Source organism: Amycolatopsis sp. WAC 04197 (genome assembly GCF_003947475.1).
Lineage (GTDB): Bacteria > Actinomycetota > Actinomycetes > Mycobacteriales > Pseudonocardiaceae > Amycolatopsis > Amycolatopsis japonica.
The window spans coordinates 165,234-188,179 of sequence record NZ_QHJK01000007.1 but is presented as its reverse complement, the minus strand read 5'-3'; the positions used below and the strand labels follow the sequence as shown (position 1 = coordinate 188,179).

At 71.3% G+C, this 22,946-nt stretch carries 16 protein-coding genes; 9 read left to right on the top strand and 7 right to left on the bottom strand.

Translation table 11 applies throughout. The features are described 5' to 3' along the window. Positions 1–56 precede the first annotated feature (56 nt). Genes DMC64_RS24970 through DMC64_RS24960 form a run of 3 tightly spaced genes read left to right on the top strand, consistent with a single transcriptional unit; the run spans position 57 to position 3,258 of the window. On the top strand, positions 57–1,136 hold the full coding sequence (locus DMC64_RS24970) for a precorrin-3B synthase (protein ID WP_125735505.1): 1,080 nt from the start codon (positions 57–59) through the stop codon (positions 1,134–1,136). Continuing rightward, positions 1,133–1,756, top strand: coding sequence for a precorrin-8X methylmutase (locus tag DMC64_RS24965; RefSeq protein WP_016332061.1), 624 nt, complete (start codon positions 1,133–1,135; stop codon positions 1,754–1,756). Before DMC64_RS24970 ends, DMC64_RS24965 begins: the two co-directional genes overlap by 4 nt. Continuing rightward, positions 1,753–3,258, top strand: a complete 1,506-nt coding sequence (locus tag DMC64_RS24960; RefSeq protein WP_125735504.1) for a precorrin-2 C(20)-methyltransferase — start codon at positions 1,753–1,755, stop codon at positions 3,256–3,258. Before DMC64_RS24965 ends, DMC64_RS24960 begins: the two co-directional genes overlap by 4 nt. On the opposite strand, the gene DMC64_RS24955 is transcribed toward DMC64_RS24960, so the two are convergent. Next, entirely contained in the window at positions 3,249–3,878 is a 630-nt protein-coding gene (locus DMC64_RS24955; protein WP_233629799.1) for a response regulator transcription factor, read from the bottom strand. The genes DMC64_RS24960 and DMC64_RS24955 overlap by 10 nt on opposite strands. A 94-nt stretch (positions 3,879–3,972) precedes the next feature. Between DMC64_RS24955 and DMC64_RS24950 the strand changes: the two genes are divergently transcribed. Both DMC64_RS24950 and helR read left to right on the top strand, forming a co-directional pair. Continuing rightward, on the top strand, positions 3,973–7,632 hold the full coding sequence (locus DMC64_RS24950; RefSeq protein ID WP_125735503.1) for an NACHT and WD repeat domain-containing protein: 3,660 nt from the start codon (positions 3,973–3,975) through the stop codon (positions 7,630–7,632). Positions 7,633–8,064: 432 nt separating this feature from the next. Continuing rightward, positions 8,065–10,239 (top strand): RNA polymerase recycling motor ATPase HelR, encoded by a 2,175-nt coding sequence (helR, locus tag DMC64_RS24945; RefSeq protein WP_125735502.1) that lies wholly within the window; start codon positions 8,065–8,067, stop codon positions 10,237–10,239. 98 nt (positions 10,240–10,337) lie between these two features. On the opposite strand, the gene DMC64_RS24940 is transcribed toward helR, so the two are convergent. From DMC64_RS24940 to cbiE, 5 genes are read right to left on the bottom strand one after another with little or no spacing between them, the layout of a single operon-like run. Continuing rightward, entirely contained in the window at positions 10,338–13,442 is a 3,105-nt protein-coding gene (locus tag DMC64_RS24940) for an arabinosyltransferase domain-containing protein (RefSeq protein ID WP_125735501.1), read from the bottom strand. Between the two features lie 33 nt (positions 13,443–13,475). Further along, positions 13,476–14,219: a cobalt-precorrin-6A reductase gene (locus DMC64_RS24935; protein ID WP_199755085.1), complete on the bottom strand. Its 744-nt coding sequence runs from the start codon at positions 14,217–14,219 to the stop codon at positions 13,476–13,478. Then, positions 14,216–15,211 carry a Gfo/Idh/MocA family protein gene (locus tag DMC64_RS24930; protein WP_125735499.1) on the bottom strand — a complete coding sequence of 332 codons (996 nt, stop codon included), beginning with the start codon at positions 15,209–15,211 and terminating at the stop codon, positions 14,216–14,218. The genes DMC64_RS24935 and DMC64_RS24930 overlap by 4 nt, the downstream gene beginning before the upstream one ends. Beyond that, positions 15,208–15,969 (bottom strand): precorrin-4 C(11)-methyltransferase, encoded by a 762-nt coding sequence (cobM, locus tag DMC64_RS24925; protein ID WP_125735498.1) that lies wholly within the window; start codon positions 15,967–15,969, stop codon positions 15,208–15,210. The genes DMC64_RS24930 and cobM overlap by 4 nt, the downstream gene beginning before the upstream one ends. Beyond that, positions 15,966–17,105: a precorrin-6y C5,15-methyltransferase (decarboxylating) subunit CbiE gene (gene cbiE / locus DMC64_RS24920; protein WP_125735497.1), complete on the bottom strand. Its 1,140-nt coding sequence runs from the start codon at positions 17,103–17,105 to the stop codon at positions 15,966–15,968. Before cbiE ends, cobM begins: the two co-directional genes overlap by 4 nt. Before the next feature lie 61 nt (positions 17,106–17,166). On the opposite strand from cbiE, the gene DMC64_RS24915 reads away from it, so the two are divergent. From DMC64_RS24915 to cobC, 4 genes are read left to right on the top strand one after another with little or no spacing between them, the layout of a single operon-like run. Beyond that, positions 17,167–19,122, top strand: a complete 1,956-nt coding sequence (locus DMC64_RS24915; protein WP_125735496.1) for a putative cobaltochelatase — start codon at positions 17,167–17,169, stop codon at positions 19,120–19,122. Continuing rightward, entirely contained in the window at positions 19,122–19,736 is a 615-nt protein-coding gene (cobO, locus tag DMC64_RS24910) for a cob(I)yrinic acid a,c-diamide adenosyltransferase (RefSeq protein WP_016332072.1), read from the top strand. Before DMC64_RS24915 ends, cobO begins: the two co-directional genes overlap by 1 nt. Continuing rightward, positions 19,730–21,064: a cobyrinate a,c-diamide synthase gene (locus tag DMC64_RS24905; protein ID WP_125735495.1), complete on the top strand. Its 1,335-nt coding sequence runs from the start codon at positions 19,730–19,732 to the stop codon at positions 21,062–21,064. The genes cobO and DMC64_RS24905 overlap by 7 nt, the downstream gene beginning before the upstream one ends. Next, positions 21,057–22,076 (top strand): Rv2231c family pyridoxal phosphate-dependent protein CobC, encoded by a 1,020-nt coding sequence (cobC, locus tag DMC64_RS24900; RefSeq protein ID WP_125735494.1) that lies wholly within the window; start codon positions 21,057–21,059, stop codon positions 22,074–22,076. Before DMC64_RS24905 ends, cobC begins: the two co-directional genes overlap by 8 nt. Here the strand turns inward: cobC and DMC64_RS24895 are convergent. Then, positions 22,057–22,941 carry an NAD(P)-dependent oxidoreductase gene (locus DMC64_RS24895; RefSeq protein ID WP_125735493.1) on the bottom strand — a complete coding sequence of 295 codons (885 nt, stop codon included), beginning with the start codon at positions 22,939–22,941 and terminating at the stop codon, positions 22,057–22,059. The genes cobC and DMC64_RS24895 overlap by 20 nt on opposite strands. Positions 22,942–22,946: the final 5 nt, after the last annotated feature.

Genomic DNA, 22,946 nt, shown 5'->3' with positions numbered 1-22,946 from the left:
TACTACATATGATCTGAGACATACTCTCGGTGGAATCGGCCATCTACAGTGAGCGCATGTCCACGAGCGCACGTGTCCGAGCCGACGCGTGCCCTGGTGTTTTCGCCACGCACGACGCGGCCGACGGTCCGCTCGCCCGGATCCGGCTACCCGGTGGCGCCATCTCGGCGGCTCAGTTCAGGGCGCTCGCCGACGCCGCCGACGACCTCGGTGACGGCGCCCTCCACCTGACCTCCCGCGGCAACGTGCAGCTGCGCGGCGTCACCCGGCCGGGGCTCGCGGGCAGGCTCGCCGCGGCCGGGCTCCTGCCTTCGCCGTCGCACGAACGCGTCCGCAACATCCTCGCCTCACCGCTGAGCGAGACCGCGCAAAAGCTCGCTCGGGAATTCGACGAGGCCCTGTGTGCCGTCCCGGAGCTGGCCGAACTCCCGGGACGCTTCCTTTTCGCCCTCGACGGGGGCCAGGGCGACGTCGCCGGTGAGGGCGCCGACGTCTGCTGGCGCGACGGCGCCGTATTGCTCGCGGGCGAGGACACCGGCCTGCGTGTCCCCGCCGAGCACGCCGTCGAGACGCTGCTCGCGGTCGCGCGCGCGTTCCTTCGCACGAGGGGAACGGCCTGGCGGATCAGCGAACTCGCCGACGTCGAGCCGCTGCTCAGGGACATCCCCGGCGAGACGACGGAGCCGCGGCGGTTCGAGGTGAACCCGGGCCTCCCGATCGGGCCGATCGGCGAAGCGATCGGGGTCGCCCCGGTCTTCGGCAGGCTCACCTCGGCTCAGGCGCGCGCGATCGCGAACGCCGGGAACGCCGTGGTCACGCCGTGGCGATCGATCCTGGTCCTCGGCCCCTTGGCCGCGGACACGGGGCTGATCACCGATCCGGACGCGCCGTCGCTCGGGGTCAGCGCCTGCATCGGGCAGCCGGGCTGCGCCAAGTCGCTCGCCGACGTGCGGGCCGACGCGGCGCGGATCGGGCGGGCCCCGCGAGCCCATTTCGCCGGTTGTGAACGGCGCTGCGGCAAACCCGCGCGCGAGCACGTCGACGTGCTCGCGACGGAGGACGGTTATCTGGTCGACGGGGCGTTCGTCCCGGTCGGCGAGCTGGCGAGAACGTTGGCGGAGAAAGGGACACAGTGATCGACTACATCCGGGACGGAGCCGAGATCTACCGGCATTCGTTCGCCACCATCCGTGAGGAGGCGGATCTCGCGATCCTGCCCGACGACGTGGCGGTGCTGGCCGTGCGGATGATCCACGCCTGCGGGATGGTCGACCTGGTCGACGATCTGCGCTACAGCCTGGACGTGGTGGAATCCGGCCGCGCCGCGCTCGAAGCGGGCGCGCCGATCCTGTGCGACGCGAACATGATCGCCTCCGGGGTGACCCGCAAACGTTTGCCTGCCGCCAACGAGGTGCTGTGCACGCTGTCCGATCCGAAGGTGCCCGGGCTGGCCGAGCGGATGGGCACCACCCGGTCCGCGGCCGCGCTGGAGCTGTGGCGCGACAAGCTGCCCGGTTCCGTGGTGGCGATCGGCAACGCGCCCACCGCGCTGTTCCGCCTGCTGGAGCTGCTGGAGGAGGGCGTCGGTGCCCCGGCGGCGATCATCGGGGTCCCGGTGGGCTTCATCGGCGCCGCCGAGTCCAAAGTGGAGCTCGCGAAACGGGCACCGGCCCCGTACCTGGTGGTGCACGGACGACGCGGCGGCAGCGCGATGGCCGTCGCCGCGATCAACGCGATGGCGAGTGAGGTCGAATGAGCGGGCTCGGAAAACTCTGGGGTGTCGGGCTCGGACCGGGTGACCCCGAGCTGATGACGGTCAAGGCCGCGCGCCTGATCGGCGAGGCCGACGTCATCGCCTATCACAGCGCGCGGCACGGCCGGAGCATCGCGCGTTCGGTCGCCGAGCCGTACCTGCGGGACGGCCAGATCGAGGAGAAGCTGGTCTACCCGGTCACGACCGAGACCACCGACCACCCCGGCGGTTACGAAGGCGCCATCGCCGACTTCTACGAGCTGAGCGCGAAACGGCTCGCCGAACACCTCGACGCCGGACGCGACGTGGTCGTGCTCTGCGAAGGCGACCCGTTCTTCTACGGCTCCTACATGTACATGCACGAACGCCTCGCCGACCGCTACGAGGCGACCGTGGTGCCGGGCGTGACGTCGGTCAGCGCGGCATCGTCGGTGCTCGGCCGCCCGCTGGTGCAGCGCGACGAGGTCCTCACGATCCTGCCCGGCACGCTGCCCGCCCCGGAGCTGGCGCGCCGCCTGGCCGACACGCAGGCCGCGGCGGTGCTCAAACTCGGCCGCACGTTCGGCAACGTCCGCGAGGCGCTGGCCGAAGCCGGGAAACTGGACGACGCCTTCTACGTCGAACGGGCGACCTGGCAGGCACAGCGCGTCGAGCCGTTCGCCGACGTCGATCCGGAGTCGGTTCCGTACTTCTCGCTGGCGCTGCTGCCCAGCCCGGCCTACGCGTCCCGGCTCGCCGACGAACCCGAAGTCACCCGCGAGGTGGAAACGCACACCGGCGGGGAGGTCGTGGTCGTCGGCCTCGGCCCGGCGGGTCCGGATTGGCTGACCCCCGAGGCGACCGCGGAACTGGCCGCGGCGGAGCACATCGTCGGCTACGGCCCGTACGTCGCGCGAGTGCCGCAGCGCGCGGGCCAGCAGCGGCACGCGTCGGGTAACCGCGTCGAGGCCGAACGCGCCGTCGAAGCGCTCGATCTGGCCGCCAACGGGGCCAAGGTCGCGGTGGTCTCGTCGGGCGACCCCGGCGTGTTCGCGATGGCGTCGGCGGTACTGGAGCAGGTCGCGGCCGGACACGGCGCGGGCGCACGGGTGCGGATCGTGCCGGGCGTGACCGCCGCGCAGGCGGCCGCGTCCCGGGTCGGCGCCCCGCTGGGCCACGACTACTGCGTCCTTTCGCTGTCCGACCGGCTCAAGCCGTGGGAGATCATCGAACGACGGCTGGACGCCGCGGGTGCGGCGGATCTCGTGCTCGCGCTGTACAACCCGGCTTCCCGCACGCGGACCACGCAGCTCGCGCAGGCCCGCGACGTCCTGCTCCGGCACCGCGCGCCGGAGACGCCGGTGGTCGTCGCCCGGGACGTCGGCGGCCCCGAGGAGGACATCCGCGTGGTCACCCTCGGCACCCTCGATCCGGCCAGTGTGGACATGCGCTGCCTGCTGATCATCGGCTCGTCGAAGACCCGCGCCGAGAACGGCGTCGTCTGGACACCTCGCACTTACGAGTGACGGCCGAGCCCGGCGTTCCGGGCTTGGGCGAGCAGCACCTCCCGGTCGTCCGTGCCCGCCTTGGCCTGGATCGAGGTGACGACGTTGCGCACGGTCTTGGGCGCGAGCCCCAGCCGGCGCGCGACGTCCGGGATCGTCAGCCCGCCGGCCAGATGGTCGAGCACCTCGTGTTCGCGTGAGGTCAGCCGCGGGAACGCCCGCATCGGCTGTGAAGCGGACAGCAGGCCGTAGAGCCCGTCCGCGGCGCGCTCGCCGAAGACGACCGCGCCCGCCGCGACCCCGCGGATGAAGCGGATCAGATCGTCGGGGCCCGCGCTGCGGGACAGGACGCCCCGCGCGCCCGCGAGCATCGCGGCGACCACGAGTTCGCCGTCGCCGGGCGGCGTCAGCACCAGCACGGCGGTGTCCGGTACGCGGGATGAAACCTCGCGTGTCACGGCGAGCCCGTCGAGCGCGGGCGGGTGGACGGACAGGACGAGGACGTCCGGCCGCAGCGCCCTGGCGTGCCAGACCGCTTCACGTTCGTCGGGGGTATGGGCGACCACCTCCAGCTCCGAGGACGCGGGCGGTTCGGGCACGCCCGCGAAGACCACGGTCACCGCATGGGTTCGAATCGGCACGCCATCGGTTGTAGCGCAGAACTTTTGTACAGTGTCGGGCCGTTTTCGGTGAACAATGTCCAATCGGTAACGGTTCGACGATCAGGGGGGCCTGGTGCCGAGACGCGAGCGCCCGCTGGGGCCGGGTGACGACGTCGTCGTGGGCTTCGCGGCGGATCTTCGCCTGCTTCGCGAGAAGGCCGGCGGGCCGACGTACCGCGAGCTTTCGACCCGCGCGGGCTACTCGGCCGCCGCGCTTTCCGAAGCCGCGGGCGGACGGAAGCTGCCGGGGCTGGCGGTGACGACGGCGTACGTCGCCGCGTGCGGAGGTGACGTCGCGGCGTGGGAGGAACGGTGGCGCGCGGTCGCCGCCGGGCTCGCCGCGGCCTCCGGCGAACGCGACGAAACCGAACTCCCGTACCTCGGGCTGGCCGCGTTCCAGACGGCCGACGCCGACCGCTTCTTCGGCCGCGAGCGGCTGGTCGCCGAGCTGACCGGCAAACTCGCGGAACGACGGCTCGTCGGCGTCTTCGGCGCGTCGGGCTCGGGGAAGTCGTCCGTCCTGCGGGCCGGGCTGGCGGCGGTGAGCGAACGCCCTGTCGTCCTTCGCACGCCAGGGGCGCATCCACTCGACGAGGACCTCGACGCCGAGGGGCGGTTGCTGATCGTCGACCAGTTCGAGGAGGTCTACACGCTCTGCGGCGACCGGATCGAACGCGAGAAGTTCATCGACGCGCTGGTCACGCTCGCCCGCGACGAGCACGGCACGCGGGTCGTCCTCGGTGTCCGCGCGGATTTCTACGGTCACCTCTGCCGTCACGCCGGTCTGGTCGAGGCGCTCACCGACGCGCAGGTGATGGTGGGGCCGATGACCGCCGACGAACTCCGGACCGCGATCGTCGAACCCGCCGTCCGCGCGGGGTGCCGGGTCGAGGCGGCGCTGGTCACGACGCTCGTCGCCGACGCCACCGGCCAGCCGGCGGTGCTGCCGCTGGTCTCGCACGCGTTGCTGGAGACGTGGCGGCGGCGTCAGGGGATCACGCTGACCAGCGCGGCGTACGAGGCGGCGGGCGGGATCCTCAACGCGATCGCACGGACCGCGGAGGCGGTCTACACGGATCTGGAGCCGGACCGGCAACGCGTCGTACGGCAGATCTTCCTGCGCCTGACCGCGCTCGGCGAAGGCACCGAAGACACGAAGCGCCGTCTCAACCGGCGCGAACTCGACGACGACCCGGCGACGACGGAGGTTCTCGAACGCCTCGCCGACGCGCGCCTGCTCGTCCTCGACCGCGACGGCGTCGAGATCGCCCACGAGGCCTTGATCCGCGGCTGGCCGCGGCTGCGCGACTGGCTCGCGGAGGACCGCGAAGGGCATCGCCTGCATCGGCAGCTGGCCGAAGCGACCGAGCTGTGGGAGTCGCTGGACCGCGACAAAGGCAGTCTCTATCGCGGCACGCGGCTGGGGCTCGCGGCCGAATGGGCGGACCGGGAGCCGGACGCGCTGAGCGCGCGCGAGCGGACGTTCCTTCAGGCCGGGCTCGACGCCGAAGCCGAGGAGACCGCCGTCGGCCGCAAACGGACGCGGAGGCTGCGAAGACTCGTCGCGCTCCTCGGCGTCCTGCTGCTCCTGGCGGGTGTCGCCGTCGGGTACGCCGTCGATGCCGGGCGGACCGCCACCGAACAGCGGAACGAGGCGCTCGCGCGCAAGGCCGTCGTCGAGGCGAAGACGTTGCGGGAGTCCAATCCGGCGCTGTCGACCCAGCTCAGTCTCGCCGCGTACCGGCTCGCGCCGATCCAGGAGACCCACGACGGCCTGCTCACCGCCATGGCGGCGCCGTTCGCCACGCGGATGACCTTCGACCCCGGTGACGTCACCGTCGCGCTGAGCGGGCAGCTCATGATCACCTCCGACTCCTACCGGGCGACGCAGGTGTGGTCCATCGCCGACTCGCGGCATCCGGAACTCCTGGCGACGCTGCCCGGATCGGAGGAGGTCCGCGGGCCGCTGGCGTTCAGCCGCGACGGGCACGCGCTGGCGACGGCCACCCGGGATCATCGGGTCCGGCTCTGGGATCTGACCGATCCGCGGCGTCCGGTGCGGAAAGCGGATGTCACCGGACATCGCGACGTCCTGCTCTCCCTCGACTTCAGCCGGGACGGCCGCCTGCTCGTCAGCGGCTCGGTCGACCGGACGGTCCGGCTCACCGACGTCGGCGACCTCGGCGCGCCGAAACCGCTCGGCGGGATCCCGGCCGAACAACTCGAACGCGCCGTCCTGAGCCCCGACGGCACGCTGCTCGCGGTCACGAACACGAACTGGACGGCGGAACTCTGGGACGTCACCACCCGGTCCGCGCCACGGCGGCGCTCCGTCCTTTCCGGACACAAGGATCTCCAGCTGACGCCGTCGTGGAGCCCGGACGGCAGGCGGCTGCTCACCACCAGCTGGGATCGCACCGCGAGGCTGTGGGACGTCGCCGATCCGGCGGCGCCGCGGCCCTTGTCGACGTTGACCACCCCGGCCGTGGTGTGGGCGGCCGGGTTCAGCCCGAGCGGCAGGCTCGTGGTGACCGCGGGGGACGACCAGTCCGTGCGTCTTTGGGACGTCACGGGGCCGGCGAAGGAGCTGCCGCCGCTGTCCGGGCACACGAACGCCATCTGGTGGACCGCGTTCTCCCCGGACGGCAAGACCATCGTGTCCACCAGCGCCGACCGCACCGTCCGGCTGCAGGATGTCGGCGAACTCGCGCTGGCGTCGAGCGCGGGCTGGAACGTCGGCACCTTTCTCGAACAGGGGCGCATCCTCGTCACCGCGGGGGACGACGTGCGGCTCTGGGCGATGGATGATCTCCGCGCGCCGAGGCAGCTTTCGAAGCTGCCCGGGCCCGCGACCGTCACCGCGGTCGCGGTGAGCCCGGACCGGCGGAGTCTCGCGCTGGCGGCGCACGCCGGTGCCGGGGTGGCCGGGACCTTCGTGCTCCAGCGCTGGGACATCGGCGATCCGACGACGCCGAAACTGCTGGCGTCGACCGAGGTCCTGCCGACCTACTCGCTCGCCTTCAGCCCGGACGGGAAGACCTTCGCCTCCGGCCGCGACGACGGACCGATCACGCTCTGGGACGTCAGCGACCCCCGGCGGTTCACCGGACCGCGGGATCTGCCGGTCGGCGACGGCACCGTGTGGTCGCTCGCGTTCACCCCCGACGGGCGGACGCTCGTGGCGAGCCAGGGGCCGGACTCGTCCGCGGTGACCCTGTGGGACGTCGCCGATCCCCAGCGGCCCAGCCTGGTGTCGACCCTGCGGCCCGACGGCGGGACGGTGTTCAAGATGGCGCTCAGCCCCGACGGCCGCACGGTCGCCGCGGGCAGCAGCGACCGGAACGTCTACCTGTGGGACATCACCGATCGCGCGCACGTCGCGCGGCTCGCGAAATTGGGCGGGCACGCCGAAGGAGTCGGGCCGCTCGCGTTCGGCCCGGACGGCCGGGAACTGGCGGCGTCGGCGTTCCGGACGGTGCGCGTCTGGGACGTGGCCGATCCGCGGAAACCGGTGGAGACGACGCAGCTCACCGGCTTCGCGGCGACGGTCAACTCGCTGGCGTACCGGGACGACGGGCATACGCTCGCGATCGGGAGCAGCGGGGTCCAGCTGTGGCAGACGGACACCGCGCGCGTGGCCGAGGAGATCTGCGAGCTGGCGACGCCGAGGATCACGCGGGAAGAGTGGGAGAAGTACTTTCCGGGGCTCGAATACGCGCCACCGTGCGGATGAGCGACTCCCGGAACTGTCCCCAAAGGACAGTGGGCCGGGTGCCGCGAAAGCCACTTTCGGGACATCACACGTCGCGAAAGTGGCTTTCGCGACGTGTCCAGGGCATGGGGCTCAGCAATGCCGCATCGGCAGCGTTGCGAAGGCCTCCTTCGCTACCTTCAGAGTAGGGAAGGAGACCTTCGCTACCGTCTGGGCCGACTCGCGCCCCTGCCTCCGCGGGTGTCGCGAAAGCCACTTTCGGGACATCACACGTCGCGAAAGTGGCTTTCGCGACACGTCGACTTGCGTGGATACAGGGCCCGAGCGGGCCAAGAAGTAGACGAAGCAACTCCCTCCGTAATAAACATATAGCGCATGGGGGGACTTGCCACAAGACCCCGGTGATGCCTCAGACTCACTCGCCGTAGCCGAAACCTGGCGAAATGGGAGTCTGTGTCAACTCAGGGTCATGAAGAAGAGCTCCGGTCCGAACGCGAGTACGTCGCCGGGCTCTACACGCGCCTGGACGCCGAACGCGCGCGGGTGAAGGGGGAGTACCAGGCCGCGCTGGGCGGAACCGGCGGGACGGCCATGGAACGTGACGTCGAGGTGCGCGCGCTGGCCAGGGAGTCGCGGCGGCTGGACGTCGTCGACAACGGGTTGTGCTTCGGCAGGCTGGACAGCCTCGCGGGGGAGACCTCGTACATCGGCCGCATCGGTCTCTTCGACGAGGAGAACGACTACGAACCGGTGCTGCTCGACTGGCGGGCGCCGGCGGCGCGCCCGTTCTACACCGCGACCGCGGCGACGCCGGAGAAGATGCGCCGTCGCCGTCAGTTCCACACGCACGGCCGTGAGGTGCTCGGGTTCACCGACGAGGTGTTCGGCCGCCCCGGCGGCGACGCGGAGGGTGACGCGGCGCTGCTCGCGGCCGTCAACGCGCCGCGTGGCGAGGGGATGCGGGACATCGTCGCGACGATCCAGTCCGAACAGGACGAGATCATCCGGCACGAGCACCCCGGGGTGCTGGTGATCGAGGGCGGGCCGGGGACCGGGAAGACCGTGGTCGCGCTGCACCGCGTCGCGTACCTGCTCTACACGCAGCGCGAGCGGATGGAGCGCCACGGCGTGCTCGTGGTCGGGCCGAATCCGGCGTTCCTGCATCACATCGGCCGTGTCCTGCCGTCGCTGGGCGAGACCGACGTGGTGTTCATGACCACCGGCGATTTCGTGCCCGGCAAGCACGTCACCGCCGAGGACGGGCCGGAGGCCACGCGGCTCAAGGGGTCACTGAAGATGCTGGACGTCCTCAAGGCCGCCGTCGCCGATCGTCAGCGGCTGCCCGAGGAGCCGGTGCTGATCGACCTCGCCGACGTCACCGTGCGGATCGACGCCGAGACCGCGGAATGGGCCCGCGACGAGGCACGCAAGAGCGGTCTGCCGCACAACGAGGCGCGCGGGACGTTCACCGACATCGTCACCTACGTGCTGACCGAGCGGGCGATCGCGCGGATCGGCCGCGGCTGGCTCAGCCGCGACGACCGCGACGAATGGGAGCGGCTGCGGAAGGACCTGCTGAAGGAACTGGCGGAGAGCGAGACGTTCACCGCCGCGCTCGACGACCTTTGGCCGATCCTCACGCCCGAGAGCCTGCTGGGGTCGCTGCTTTCGTCCTCGGAACGGCTTCGCGCGGCGGGGGCCGACCAGGCGTTGCTGCGCGCCGACGGCGAAGCCTGGACGGTGTCGGACACGCCGCTGCTCGACGAACTCGTCGACCTGCTCGGCCGCGACAAGGCGGAGGACAAGGCCGCCGAGATGGCGCTCGCACGGGAGAAGAAGGCCGAGGCCGAGTACGCCGAAGGTGTGTTCGACACGATGAAGCTCGACCGCGAGGAGATGGACGAGGACGTCATGCTGTCGGCGGAGAACCTGCTCTTCGCCGACGAACTCGCCGACCGGTTCGTCGAGCACGACACGCGCAGCCTCGTCGAGCGTGCTTCCGCGGACCGCGACTGGACGTACCGGCACGTCGTGGTCGACGAGGCACAGGAACTGTCCGAAATGGACTGGCGGGTGCTGATGCGGCGCTGTCCCAACCGGTCGTTCACCGTCGTCGGCGATTTGGCGCAGCGCCGCTCCGAGGCCGGGGCGCGTTCGTGGGACGCGATGCTGAAGCCGTACGTGCCGGGGCGCTGGGTGTACCGCTCGCTGACGGTGAACTACCGCACCCCGGCCGAGATCATGGCTGTCGCGGCGTCGGTGCTCGCCGAGTTCGCGCCGGAGGTCCGGGCGCCGGAATCGGTGCGGTCCAACGGGGTCCGGCCGTGGGCGCGGCAGGTCGACGCGGATTCGCTGGCCGGTGCCATCGAGGAGTTCGTCAAGGACGAAGCCGGACGTGAAGGCACCAGCGTCGTGATCGGGCCGCCCGGCGTGCCGGGCACGGTGCCCGCGTCGGAGACGAAGGGGCTCGAGTACGACGCCGTCCTCGTCGTGGACCCGGAGCGGATCCTGGCCGACGGACCGCGAGGTGCCGCTGAGCTCTATGTGGCGCTTACGCGCGCTACGCAGCGCCTCGGCGTCCTTCACGAGGCTCCGCTGCCGCCCGCGTTGGCGGGCCTGAACGCGTAACTCGCGTGATCAGACAGCGCACTCGCGTGATTGGGGCCGGAACTCGTGAGTTCCGGCCCCAATCACGCGAGTTACGGGCTCAATCACGCGAGTGACGGCTAGCGGGTCGGGTCCTTGCCGTTCGGCTGCCGCGGTCCGGGGCCGGGTGACCACCAGCCGGGGACGACCTTCTCGCCGTGGACGATCGTCGGCGCGATCCCCTCGGTGAACGGTTCGACCTGCAGCAGCTGGCCCCAGGACTGGCTCGGCTGGCCGATCAGGTAACTGGGCACCTCGGGTTCGGCCGCGACCTCTTCGAGCCAGCCGATCGGGCCGCCGTTGGTGCTGGACGCCCAGTTCGCCTCGTCGGCGACGGCGCCGGCGGTGATCCGGTACTCGGGCATCTTCGAGATGCCGTCGTGCGAGGTCACCGGCTGCACGCACGGGTAGACGAACGACGCGGGCCAGTCGACGTACACCGGCTTGCCCGCGATCTTCTCGGTCAGCGTGGTGAACGTCGGCACGCGCGGCGCGGACGCGGCGATCCAGCCGTCCTCGGTGAGGTCGTTGTCGACGATGTTGATCCGCACGGACGTCGTCTCGGCGGGGAGGTCGCGCAGGTTGATCCGGGTGTCGTTCCAGCCGTTGGTCCCGGCGCCCGGCGGCAGCACGAACTGGCTGCGCACGACCTTCACGCCTTCGCTGGTGTTCACGCCGTAGTCGAGGCTGACCGACGTCGGGCGCCGGGCCGCGCCCGCGGTGGCGACCACGATCTGGCCGTCGGCCGGCTTCTCGGAGAGGGCGTACCAGTCGCTGCGCAGCCGCCCGGCCCGCGTCTCGGGGTCGAGGAAGCTGCTCCACATCGGGACTTCGTCGGGTTTGAAGCCGTGCGGCGGTTCGGCCAGCGGATCCTTGTCGTCGATCGCGCGCGTGTGGAACCCGGTCTGCACCCGGCCGTTGTCCTGCTCGGGATCGGGCAGCGGCGGCGGGGTCTGCCCGGCGGGCGGCTCCTCCTTCTTCACCGGGACCGTCCGCTGTTCGGGCTGGGCCCGAAGGATGCTGGTCGCGGCGTCCCGTTCCACCATCACGTGGTCGGAGAGGTTGCAGCTCTTGCCGAACAGATGCCCGAAGTTCGCGGCGCCGAGGCTGTAGGAACCCTGCTGGTTGTGGATCGCCCACGCCATGCTGACGAACTCGCCCGTGGCCATCAGACCGCAGACCACCACCAGCGAGAGCGAACCGAGCCGCAGCGACCGGCTCCGCCCTTCCTGCGGTCCCGCCTGCAGGCCGGGCCGGTGCGCGCGGACGTTCTCCACGAACGCGTACACCCCGGAGATCGCCGCCGCGATCAGCAGGATGGTCGACAGCGGGATCCCGCCGATCGACGGCGCCACCGCCGTCCACTGCACGCCGAGTTTCGAGACGAACCAGTACGAGTTGGGCCCGGTCGCGGCGAGCGCGCCGACCACGAGCAGCCCGGCTAGGAACGCCGCCCGGTTACGCCGTGAGCGCAGCACCGTCGAACTGGTCGCCAGCGCGGTCAACGCCGCCATCGCCGCGCCGACCGCGGCGAACGCGCCGAAGTGGTGCGTCCACTTGGTCGGGGTCAGCGCCAGCAGCAGGAAGAACAGCGCGACCGTGCCGATCAGGCGGCGGCTGGGGCCGAGTGCGGCGCCGGGGATCCGGCCGCGGCGCAGCAGCACCACCAGGCAGGTCCCGGTGCACAGCAGCACCAGCAGCACGGGGAACCGGCGTGGCACGGAGCCGTCCGGCAGGCTTTCGAACAGCAGCTGGTAGCGCGCGAGTTCCTGGAACCACGACAGGTTCGGGCCGACCAGGGTGCGGATCCGGGTCGCCTCCTGCACGGTGGCGAAGGTCTGGTCGGCGAACACCACGACCAGCACCAGCAGCCCGGCGGCCAGCACCGGCGCGAGCACCGGGAGCCAGCCGTTCTCGGCGCGCTGGCGGACCAATTTGTACAGCGGGCGCGCGGCGACCAGGAAAGGCGCGACCGCGATCAGCCCGGTCGGCGTCGCGGCCAGGGTGAACCCGGCCGCGGTGAGCCCGAGGCACAACGGCAGCAGACGACGGGTCACCAGCGCGCGCTCGACGGCGCAGATCGCCAGCAGTGAGCCCAGCGCGGCGACCGGTTCCGGCCGGACCCCGTTGTTGAACGGCATCCACCAGACCAGGAACACCGCGGCGGCGGCCCAGCCGGCGGCGCGGCTCGTGCGGACCTGGGTGCCCAGGCGCGGCATGACCTCGCGGCTGATCAGCAGCCAGCTCAGCACGCCGAGCACGAACGACGGGAGCCGGATCCACGGCGGCACCGTGCTGACGTGCGCCATCAGCTGGTAAACGTGGTAGAACCAGCCGAACGGCGCTTCGGCGACCCCGAACCAGCGGTGGTAGTTCGTGAGGTAGCCGGTCTCTTCGGCCACTCTCGACATCGTGAGGATGTAGCCGTCGTCCGAGGTGACCGGGCCGATGAACACCCACGCGCCGAGCGCGATGATCACCGTCGCGTCGCGGGCGGTCAGCCGCCACCAGCCGACCGGCGCCCAGCGCGGCGCGCGGCGGGCGAATCCGGAGTCCATCCGCCACACCGCGATCAGGCAGCCGATGAACGACAGTGCCGCGATGACGCCGACGATCCACTTCCACACCGTCGGCGACGTCTGGTAGCGGGTGTCCGGGACGACCGAGACGTGCAGGCCGGCGATCGGGTCCTTGCCCGCGTTGATCGACGAGTAGATCCCGACCAGCCGCGGCCGGACGTCGCCCTCGGCGTGGAACACCACGGTCTCGGCGACGGTCAGCGTCATCTGGTTCGCGTCCGCCGACAACTTGACGTCACATTTGTTCTCCGGGAGCGGCTGCTGCACGATCTGCTGCCCCTGGCTGGAGGCGAGCAGCACCCCGTTGTCGATGCGCAGCTGCAGGCCGACGCCCTTGCCCGCGCGCGGGTCGGTGCGGCCGTCGGGCACGGTGGAGAACAACAGCGCCTGGCCCTGCGAACGCGCGTCCAGCGAACGGACGGTCGTGCACGGCAGGTCGACGCGCAGGTCCTGCGCCCAGTACCCGGTCAAGGGCGCGTTGACGGAGCGGGTGTCGCCGCCCGTTGGCCAGACGACCTCCGCTGTGTCCTGCACCACCGGCAGGAAGGGGAAAGCCAATGCGCACAAGGCGGACAGCAACCCCAGCGTGACAGCGATCAAACGCATCGGCGCAACGCTAACGGGTCTGGTCCGAACGGCTTACGCAGGGCTGCCCTTCGTCTTGTCGCCAAGCCAGGTTATAGCGCCCTGAACTGTCGTTACGCTGGCCGTTTCCGGCCGATGCGGCCGCCGTACGACGACCACCGGGAGGCCGAGCCCGCGGGCCGCGGTGAGCTTCGCCGCGGTCATCGCGCCACCGCTGTCCTTGGTGACGAGGACCTCGACGCCGTGCCGCTCCATGAGCGCGCGTTCCTTCTCCACCGTGTACGGCCCGCGGTCCAGCAGGAGTTCGTGACGGCGGGGGAGCGGCGCCTCTGGCGGGTCGACGCAGCGGATCAGGAACCAGAGATCCAGCCCGGCGAAGGCGGCGAGGCCCTGCCGTCCGCTGGTGAGGAACACGCGTCCGCCGAGCGCCGGGAGCAGCCGCGCGGCGTGGTCGAGGTCGTCGGCCCAATGCCAGGTGTCGCCGGGCTCTTCGGTCCAGCCGGGCCTGGCGAGCCGGAGCAGCGGTGTGCCCGTTTCCCGCGCCGCGATGGCCGCGTTGGCGCCGATGCGTTCGGCGAAGGGATGCGTGGCGTCGATCACCGCGTCGACGTCGTTCTCGGTCAACCAGCGCGCGAGCCCTTCCGGACCGCCGAAGCCGCCGACGCGGGTCTCGCCGTCGGGCAGCTTCGGTCGTGCGACGCGGCCCGCAAGTGAGGACACGACGTGCTCGCCGCGCGCCACCAGCTCTTTCGCGAGCTCGCGTGCTTCGCCGGTGCCGCCCAGGATCAGCAGCGTCATCGGGCCACAGCCTCGCGCCATCGTTCCAGCGTGCGCAGGTTCGCGAGCGTCTCCGCCCAGGTGAGTTCAGGCGCCTGGCGGTCTTCGATATGCGCCGCGACGTGGTCGGCTTCGCGGGCGAAAAGGCCTTGTGTCGCCTCGACTTCGATCACCTCGGGCTCGCCGCCTTCCGGCGTGAGCACGATCTGCGACGTCTTCGGCTTGCGCATTTCGTGGATCCACGCCGGTTTCGGCACGTACAGCTGCCCTTCGGAGCCGTACACGCGGATGTGGTCGTCCTGCGTCAGCTGGAAACCGCAGGCCAGCTGCGCGAGGATCCCGCCCGGCAGCCGCAGCAGCCCGAACGCGACCTCGTCGACGCCGTTCTCATCCAGCCTCGCCATCCCGAGCACCTCGTCGGGCTCGACGACGTCCTGTCCGGTCGCGGCCTGCGAGACCAGCCGCGCGAGTGACGTGCAGTAGCAGCCGACGTCGAAGATCCCGCCGCCGCCCAGCGCGGGATCGGTGAGCCGGGGGACGGCGAAGTTGTAGCTGAAGGCGACGTCCACGGCGCGGACCTCGCCGATGGCGCCACACGAGATCAGCTCGGCCAGCCGCCGGATCTGCGGATGCAGCCGGTACATGAACGCCTCCATGAGGAAGACGTCGTTCGCGCGGGCGGCTTCGACGACCTTCTCGGCCTCGGCGACGGACATCGTCAGCGGTTTCTCGCACAGGATGTGCTTGCCCGCTTCGGCCGCGCGGATCGCCCATTCGCCGTGCAGCGGATGCGGCGTCGAGATGTAGATCGCGTCGACGTCCGGATCGGCGAGCAGATCCTCGTAGGCGCCGTAGCATTTCGGGATCTCGAAACGGCTCGCGAACTCGGCCGCGCGGTCGGCGGATCGCGCGGCGACGGCTTCGAGCACGCCGTGCTTGCTCTCCTCGACGCCCGCCGCGAACTCGGCGGCGATGGTCCCGGCGGCCAGCAGGCCCCAGCGAAGACTCTTCACAACGACTCCGGTTGGTTCGCTCGATCACGGGTGGCCGAATACAGGAAACTGTCGGGAAACCCTTCCGCGGCAAGGACTTCCCCGACGAAGATCATCGCGGCGCGGCTGATCCCGGCCTCGCGGGACTGCGCGGCGATGGTGCCGAGCGTCCCGCGCAGCACCTGTTCACCAGGCTGGCTGGCCAGCGCGACCACCGCGGCCGGGCAGTCTTCGCGATAGAACGGCCGCAGTTCGTCGACTACCTGCTCGATGCGGTTGATCGCCAGATGCAGCGCGAGCGTGGTGCCGGTGCGCGCGAAGTTCGCCAGCGTTTCCCCCGGCGGCATGGCCGTGGACCGGGCCTGAGCCCGCGTGATGACCAGGCTCTGCCCGACCTCGGGCACGGTCAGCTCGCGGTTGAGCAGCGCGGCCGCGGCGGCGAACGCGGGAACGCCCGGCGTGACGTCGTACGGAACGCCTGCCGCGTCGAGGCGGCGCATCTGCTCGGCGACGGCGCTGTAGATCGATGGATCGCCCGAGCACAACCGCGCGATCTGGTGGCCCTTCCCGTGCGCTTCGACCATGCGCTCGACGATCGCGGGCAGGTCGAGGTTCGCGGTGTCGACGAGCACCGCGTCGTCCGGGCAGTACTCCAAGAGCGCTGTCGGCGTCATGCTGCCGGGGTACAGGCAGGTTTCGCAGCGGGCGAGCAGGTCACGGCCTCGTACGGTGATGAGGTCGGCCGCACCCGGACCGGCGCCGATGAAGTGGACAGTCACGACTTGCTCCATTGGGTCACGGCTCGCGCCGGGGTCCAGCCGGTGAATCCGCCGAGCGGCGCGGCCTGTTCGACGGCGACGCGGATCAGTTCCCCGCCGTGTTCGCCGTACGCGCGGGCCAGGGCCTGTTCGGCTTCGAGGGTCACGCCGTGCGCGACGATCCGCGCGCCGGTCGCCAGGCAGGCGTCGAGGACACCCGGCACGGTCAGTCCGCCGCCGATGAAGATGGCTTGCGGAGTGGCCAGCCCTTCGAGGGCTTCCGGTGCCGCGCCGGTCACCACGTCGAGTTCCGGGACGCCGAGCGCGTGCGCGTTCCGGGTGATCCGGGCGGCCCGTTCCGGCGACCGCTCGATCGCGATCGCCCGGTTCAGCGGATGCGTCCGGGACCACTCGATCCCGACGCTGCCCGCGCCCCCGCCGACGTCCCACAGCAGTTCGCCGGGCGACGGCGCGAGCCTGGCCAGCGCGGACGCGCGCAGGTCGCGTTTGGTGAGCTGGCCGTCGTGCTCGAAGGCGTCGTCCGGCAGCCCGGTCAGCGGCAGCGCGGGACCGTCGGCCTCGATGGCGAACACGGTCAGCGAGCCGGGGCCGACCCGTTCGTCGGGGCCGCCGAGATCGGACAGCGCGGTGACGCGGCTCTTGCCGTAACCGCGGGTTTTGAGCAGGTCGAGCAGGTCTTCGGCGTTCGCGCCGAGGACGAGGATCTTCCGTCCGGGCGCGAGCGCGCGGCTCACCCGCGCGATCGCGCGGCCGACGACGGTCACCACCTCGGTCTCCTCCGCCGCCCAGCCGAGCCGCGCGCGGGCGAGCGTCACCGAGGAGAGCGCGGGCAGGACCTCGACGTCGTAGCCGCGCTGGATCAGCGTCGTGCCGATGCCGGACAGCAGTGGGTCGCCGCTGGCCAGCACGCAGACACGGCCCTCGCGTTCGGCGAGGAAGTCGTCCAACCCCGGCAGGAGCGGACTGGGCCAGGGCTCGGATTTCAGCCCGGCGGGCAGGTACGCGAGCTGACGTGGAGCGCCTACGACCACGTCGGCGTTCAGGACCGCTTCCCTGGCCTGCGAGGACAGGCCGGGCCAGCCGTCGGCCCCGATCCCGACGACCGTCAGGGGTGATTTTTCGCGCACCTCGGTCACGCTAGACGACGGATTTCCTGTGCGATGATCGGCCGGAGGTCGTCGAGGATGAGGGAGAGCTGTGAAGCCGTACCCGTTCACCGCCGTTGTGGGGATGCCGGATCTGCGCCTGGCGCTGGTGCTTTCCTCCATCTCGCCCGCCGTCGGCGGGGTTCTCGTGCGCGGTGAGAAGGGCACGGCGAAGTCCACGATGGTGCGCGCGCTGGCCGGTCTGCTGCCCGGCGTCGACGTCGTGGACGCGTGCCGGTTCTCCTGCGACCCCGTCGAGCCCGATCCGGCCTGCCCGGACGGCCCGCACGCGGAAGGTTCGCCCGCCCACCGTCGTCCCGCGCGGCTGGTGGAACTGCCGGTCGGCGCGGCCGAAGACCGCGTGATCGGTTCGCTGAACCTGGAACGCGCGCTCGCCGACGGCGTCACCGATTTCCAGCCCGGTCTGCTCGCGGCCGCGCATCGCGGGCTGCTGTACGTGGACGAGGTCAACCTCCTGCACGACCACCTGGTCGACACGCTGCTCGACGCCGCCGCCATGGGCCGCGCGACCGTCGAACGCGAGGGTGTCTCGGTGTCGCACGCGGCCCGGTTCGTCCTGATCGGCACGATGAACCCCGAGGAAGGCGAGCTGCGGCCGCAGCTGCTGGACCGCTTCGGGCTCACCGTCGAGGTCGCGTCCAGCCGGGACCCCGAACTGCGGGTCGAGGTCGTCCGGCGGCGGCTCGCCTACGAGGCGGACCCCGACGGTTTCGCCGGCCAGTACGCCGCGGCCGACGCCGAACTCGCCGCGGACATCGAGGCGGCGCAACGACTTCTGCCTTCGGTCAAACTGCCCGACGACGCGCTGCGGCAGATCGCGGAGGTCTGCGCGTCGTTCGAGGTCGACGGGATGCGCGCGGATATCGTCACCGCGCGGACCGCGGTCGCGCACGCCGCTTGGGCGGGGCGCACCGAGGTGACCACCGACGACGTCCGGGTCGCGGCCAGGCTCGCGCTGCCGCACCGCCGTCGCCGCAATCCCTTCGACGCGCCCGGGATCTCCGAGGAGCAGCTGGAGCAGGCGTTGCAGGACGCCGAACCCGAAGGCCCCGGTCCCGACGACGACGGTCCCGGTTCCGGTACCCCGCCCGAGGGCGGTGAGGCCCCGCCGCCCTCGCAAGGTGGCCAGGAGCCGTCAGGCGGCGGGAGTGGCGGCGAGCAGAAGCCGGTCGGCGCCGGGGAAGCCTTCCGTGCCCGGCGGTTCGAGGTGAAGGGCACCGGTGAGGGCGCGGCCGGACGGCGATCGAGGGCGATCACCGACAACGGGCGGACCATCGGCGTCCAGCCCGCCGGCACCAAGGACGGGCATCCGCATCTGCTCGCGACCGTACGCGCGGCCGCGCCGCATCAGCGTTCTCGCGGCCGCAGCGGCGCGGGTCTCGTGGTGCGGCCCCAGGATCTGCGGTTCGCGCGGCGGGAAGGACGCGAGGGCAACCTCGTGCTGTTCTGCGTCGACGCGTCCGGCTCGATGGGTGCGCGGCAACGGATGCGCGAGGTCAAGACCGCCGTGCTGTCGCTGCTGCTCGACGCGTACCAGCGCCGCGACAAGGTGGGCCTGGTGACCTTCCGCGCCTCGGGCGCCGAACTCGCGCTCCCGCCGACGATCAGCGTCGACGCCGCGGCGTCCCGTTTGGACGGTCTCGCCACCGGTGGCCGGACGCCGCTGGCCGAAGGACTTCTCGAAGCGGCAAGGGTTCTGCGGATCGAAGCGGTCCGTGATCCGTTGCGGCGTCCGCTGCTGGTCGTCGTCACCGACGGCCGTGCGACCAGCGGAGCCGACGCCGTCCAGCGCGCCCGTCAGGCGGCCGGGCTGCTGGCCGGGAACGTGACCTCGATCGTGATGGACTGCGAGAGTGGCAAGATGCGCCTCGGGCTCGCCGCCGAACTGGCGGAACACCTTGGCGCGGAACACGTTCCGGTCACCGAGGTCGCCGCCGACACCCTCGCGGGCGCCGTCCGCACCCGTATCTCCGGAAAGGCGGCGTAATGCCACAGGGCAAACCGGAAACGGTGCCGAACGACGGCCTCACCACCCGCCAGCGGCGCAACCGCCCGCTGCTCGCCGTGCACACCGGCGAGATGAAGGGCAAGTCCACGGCCGCGTTCGGGATGGCGCTGCGCGCGTGGAACCAGGGCTGGTCGATCGGCGTGTTCCAGTTCGTCAAGTCGGCGAAATGGCGTGTCGGCGAGGAAGCCGCGTTCCGCGCGCTGGGCAAGCTGCACGAGGACACCGGCCAGGGCGGCGCCGTCGAGTGGCACAAGATGGGCGAAGGCTGGAGCTGGGCACGAAAGTCCGGTTCCGAGGAGGATCACGCCGAGAACGCGCGCGAGGGCTGGGCCGAGATCAAACGCCGTCTCGCCGCCGAAACCCACGACTTCTACGTCCTCGACGAGTTCAGCTACCTGCTCAAATGGGGCTGGCTCGAAGTGGACGACGTCGTCTCGACGCTGACCGGACGTCCCGGCCATCAGCACGTGGTGATCACCGGCCGGTACGCGCCGCCGGAGCTGATCGAGGCGGCGGACCTGGTCACCGAGATGACGAAGGTGAAGCATCCGATGGACGCCGGGCAAAAGGGCCAGCGAGGCATCGAATGGTGAACCGCGTGGTCGTCGCCGCGCCCGGCTCCGGGCACGGCAAGACCACGATCGCCGCGGGTCTGATGGCGGCGTTGCGCGCGCGGGGGCTGAAGGTGTCCGGGCACAAGGTCGGGCCCGACTTCATCGACCCGAGCTACCACGCGCTGGCGACCGGGCGGCCGCCGCGCAACCTCGACCCGTTCCTCCAGGGCGAGGACCGGCTGATCCCGTTGCTGCGGCACGGTTCCGCCGGTGCCGACATCGCCGTCATCGAAGGCGTGATGGGCCTGTTCGACGGCGCGCTCGGCACCGAGGGGTACGCCTCGACCGCGCACGTCGCCCGGTTGCTGGACGCGCCGGTGGTGCTCGTCGTGGACGCGTCGGCCGCGTCGCGCAGTGTCGCCGCGACCGTGCTCGGGTTCGCGCAGTACGACACCCGTGTCCGGCTCGCCGGTGTCATCCTCAACAAGCTGGGCTCGCAACGGCACGCGGACGAGATCGTCACCGCGCTGGAGGCGACCGGCGTCCCGCTGCTGGGAACGTTGTACCGCAACGAAGAGATCCACGCGCCCAGCCGTCACCTCGGCCTGGTCCCGGCGGCGGAACGGGCGAGCGAGTCCGAACGTCTGCTGCCGGAGCTGGCCGCGTGGATCAGCGAAGGCGTGGATCTCGGCGCGATCGTGCAGGTGGCGCGCTCGGCTTCCCGCCTTTCGGGGGAGCCCTGGCGGCCGCCTTTCGCGGTCGAGGGGCGACGTTCGGTGGTCGCCGCGGCGGCGGGTCCGGCGTTCACCTTCCGCTACACCGAGGCCGTCGAACTGCTCGCCGCCGCCGGTGTCGACGTCGTCGATGTCGATCCCTTGCAGGACAAGGAACTCCCCGAAGGCTGCGCCGGGCTGTACTTCGGCGGCGGCTTCCCCGAGGTGCACGCCGAAGAGCTTTCGGCGAATCTCCCGCTGCGGACGGCGATCGCGCGAGCCGTCGGTGACGGAATGCCCGTCGTGGCGGAATGCGCGGGGCTGTTGTACCTGTGCCAGGACATCGACGGGACGCCGATGACCGGCGTCCTCGACGCGTCGGCCACCATGACGAAACGCGGGAAACTCGGGTACCGCAAGGCTTTCTCGCCCGCCGACAGTGTGCTCGCGGTCGCCGGGCAGCGCGTCACCGGGCACGAATTCCACCGCACGATCATCGAACCCGGCAGCGGCCCGACCCCGGCCTGGGGCTGGGACCGCACTCCGGACGGTTTCGCGTCGGCGTCCCTGCACGCGTCGTATCTGCACGTCCACTGGGCGGGCTACCCCGAACTCGCCGAGCGGTTCGCCGCCGCGGTGCGCGCCCATGGCTGACTACGACCTCTGGCATCACGGCGATCGCGAGGTCGGCGAGGGGCTCGTCGACCTCGCGGTCAACGTCCGCCTGCCGGCGCCGCCCGCCTGGCTGCGCGCCGAACTGGCGGCGGCACTGGACGATCTGGCCGCTTATCCGGACGTCACCGCCGCCACGGCCGCGGTCGCCGCCCGGCACTCGCTGCCCGAGTCCCGGGTCCTGGTGACCTCCGGCGCGGCCGAGGCGTTCACGTTGCTGGCCACGGCGTTGCGGCCGTCGTGCGCGGTGGTCGTGCACCCGCAGTTCACCGAACCCGAAGCCGCCCTGCGCGCGGCCGGCCATGCCGTGCACCGGGTGGTGCTGTCGCCCGACGACGGTTTCCGGCTGGGTGACGTCCCGGAGGAAGCCGATCTGGTCTTCGTCGGGAACCCCACGAACCCGACTTCCGTCCTGCATCCGGCCGCGGATCTGCTCGCGCTGGGCCGCCCCGATCGCTTGGTCGTCGTCGACGAGGCATTCCTCGACGCCGTCCCCGGTGAGACCGAAAGTGTTGCGGGGCAACCGGGTTTCGTCGTCCTCCGCAGCCTGACGAAGACGTGGGGGATCGCCGGGCTGCGTGCCGGGTACGTCCTGGCGGATGAGTCCATTGTGGACCGTTTGCGCGCGGTCCAGCCGCCGTGGTCGGTGTCGTCGCTGGCCGCCGTCGCCGTGGTGGCGTGCTGCCGTCCGGCGGCGTTGGAGGAAGCCGAGAAACTGGCCGTGGCGGCGGAAGCGGACCGGGAGTACCTGGTTTCGGGCTTGACCGCTTTGGGGGTCGAGGTGCTGGGGGAGCCCCGGGGGCCGTTCGTGCTCGTGCGGCTGCCGGGTGCCGACGACGTTCGGGAACGGTTGCGGGCGAATGGGTTCGCCGTCCGGCGTGGGGACACCTTCCCGGGGCTGGACGGGCGGTACCTGCGGATCGCGGTGCGGGACCGGGAGACGGTGGACCGCTTCCTGGCGGCGCTCGCGGCGGTCAGGCGGTTCCCCGCTTGAGGATCTCGATCACCGAGGAGTAGCCGCTCTTGCCGAACCCCGCGGCGACCGCCCGGTCCAGCAGTTCCTTGTTCCCAGCCGGGATCCCGGCGTCGACTCGCTGCTCGTCGCTGGTGCCGATGATGTGCTTCAGCGTCGTCACGTTCATTTCCAGGGAAGCGAGCTCGCCGGGATACTCACCCTTGTCGATGGTGGGCGCCTCGGCCTTGATGATCCCGCCGATCACCGAGGGCAGGAACCAGTCCACCGCGATCTCCGTGAACTCGGCCGCCCCGACCCCGGCACTGCCGACCAGCGCGGCGGCGTGCAGGAAACCGTTCAGGGACGAGTACATCATGCTCAGCAACGCGGTGTTGTACAGCACGGCGAGGCCCGGGTCCGTGCCGAGATGGGTCGGATCGCCCAGATCGGCCAGGGTCTCCTTGTGCGTCTCGAAAATCTCGGTGGGGCCGCTGTAGAGGAAGAGCGAGCCGGTGTGCCCGACCAGGGGCGGAGGAACCATGATCGCGCCGTCGAGGTAGCCGATTCCGTGTTCTTCCGCCCACTGGGCGGCCTCGCGTGCCTCCTTCGGCGTGCCGGAATTCAGGTTCACCACCACGCGGCCGCGCAAGGCTTCCCGCGCGGGGCCGAGCGCGGAGTAAAGCGCGTCATAGTCGGCGAGGCAGACCACGAGCAGACGGCTCGCGGACACCGCGTCCACGATGTCGTCCGCCTGCCGCGCGCCTTTCGCCACCAAGGGGGCGGCCTTGCCGGGGGAGCGGTTCCACACGGTCACGTCGTGACCGCGGTCGAGCAGGGCGGCGGCGAGCGCGGCGCCCATCGGGCCGAGCCCGACGACGGTCACCGGGAGGTTCTGATCGGTCATGGGGC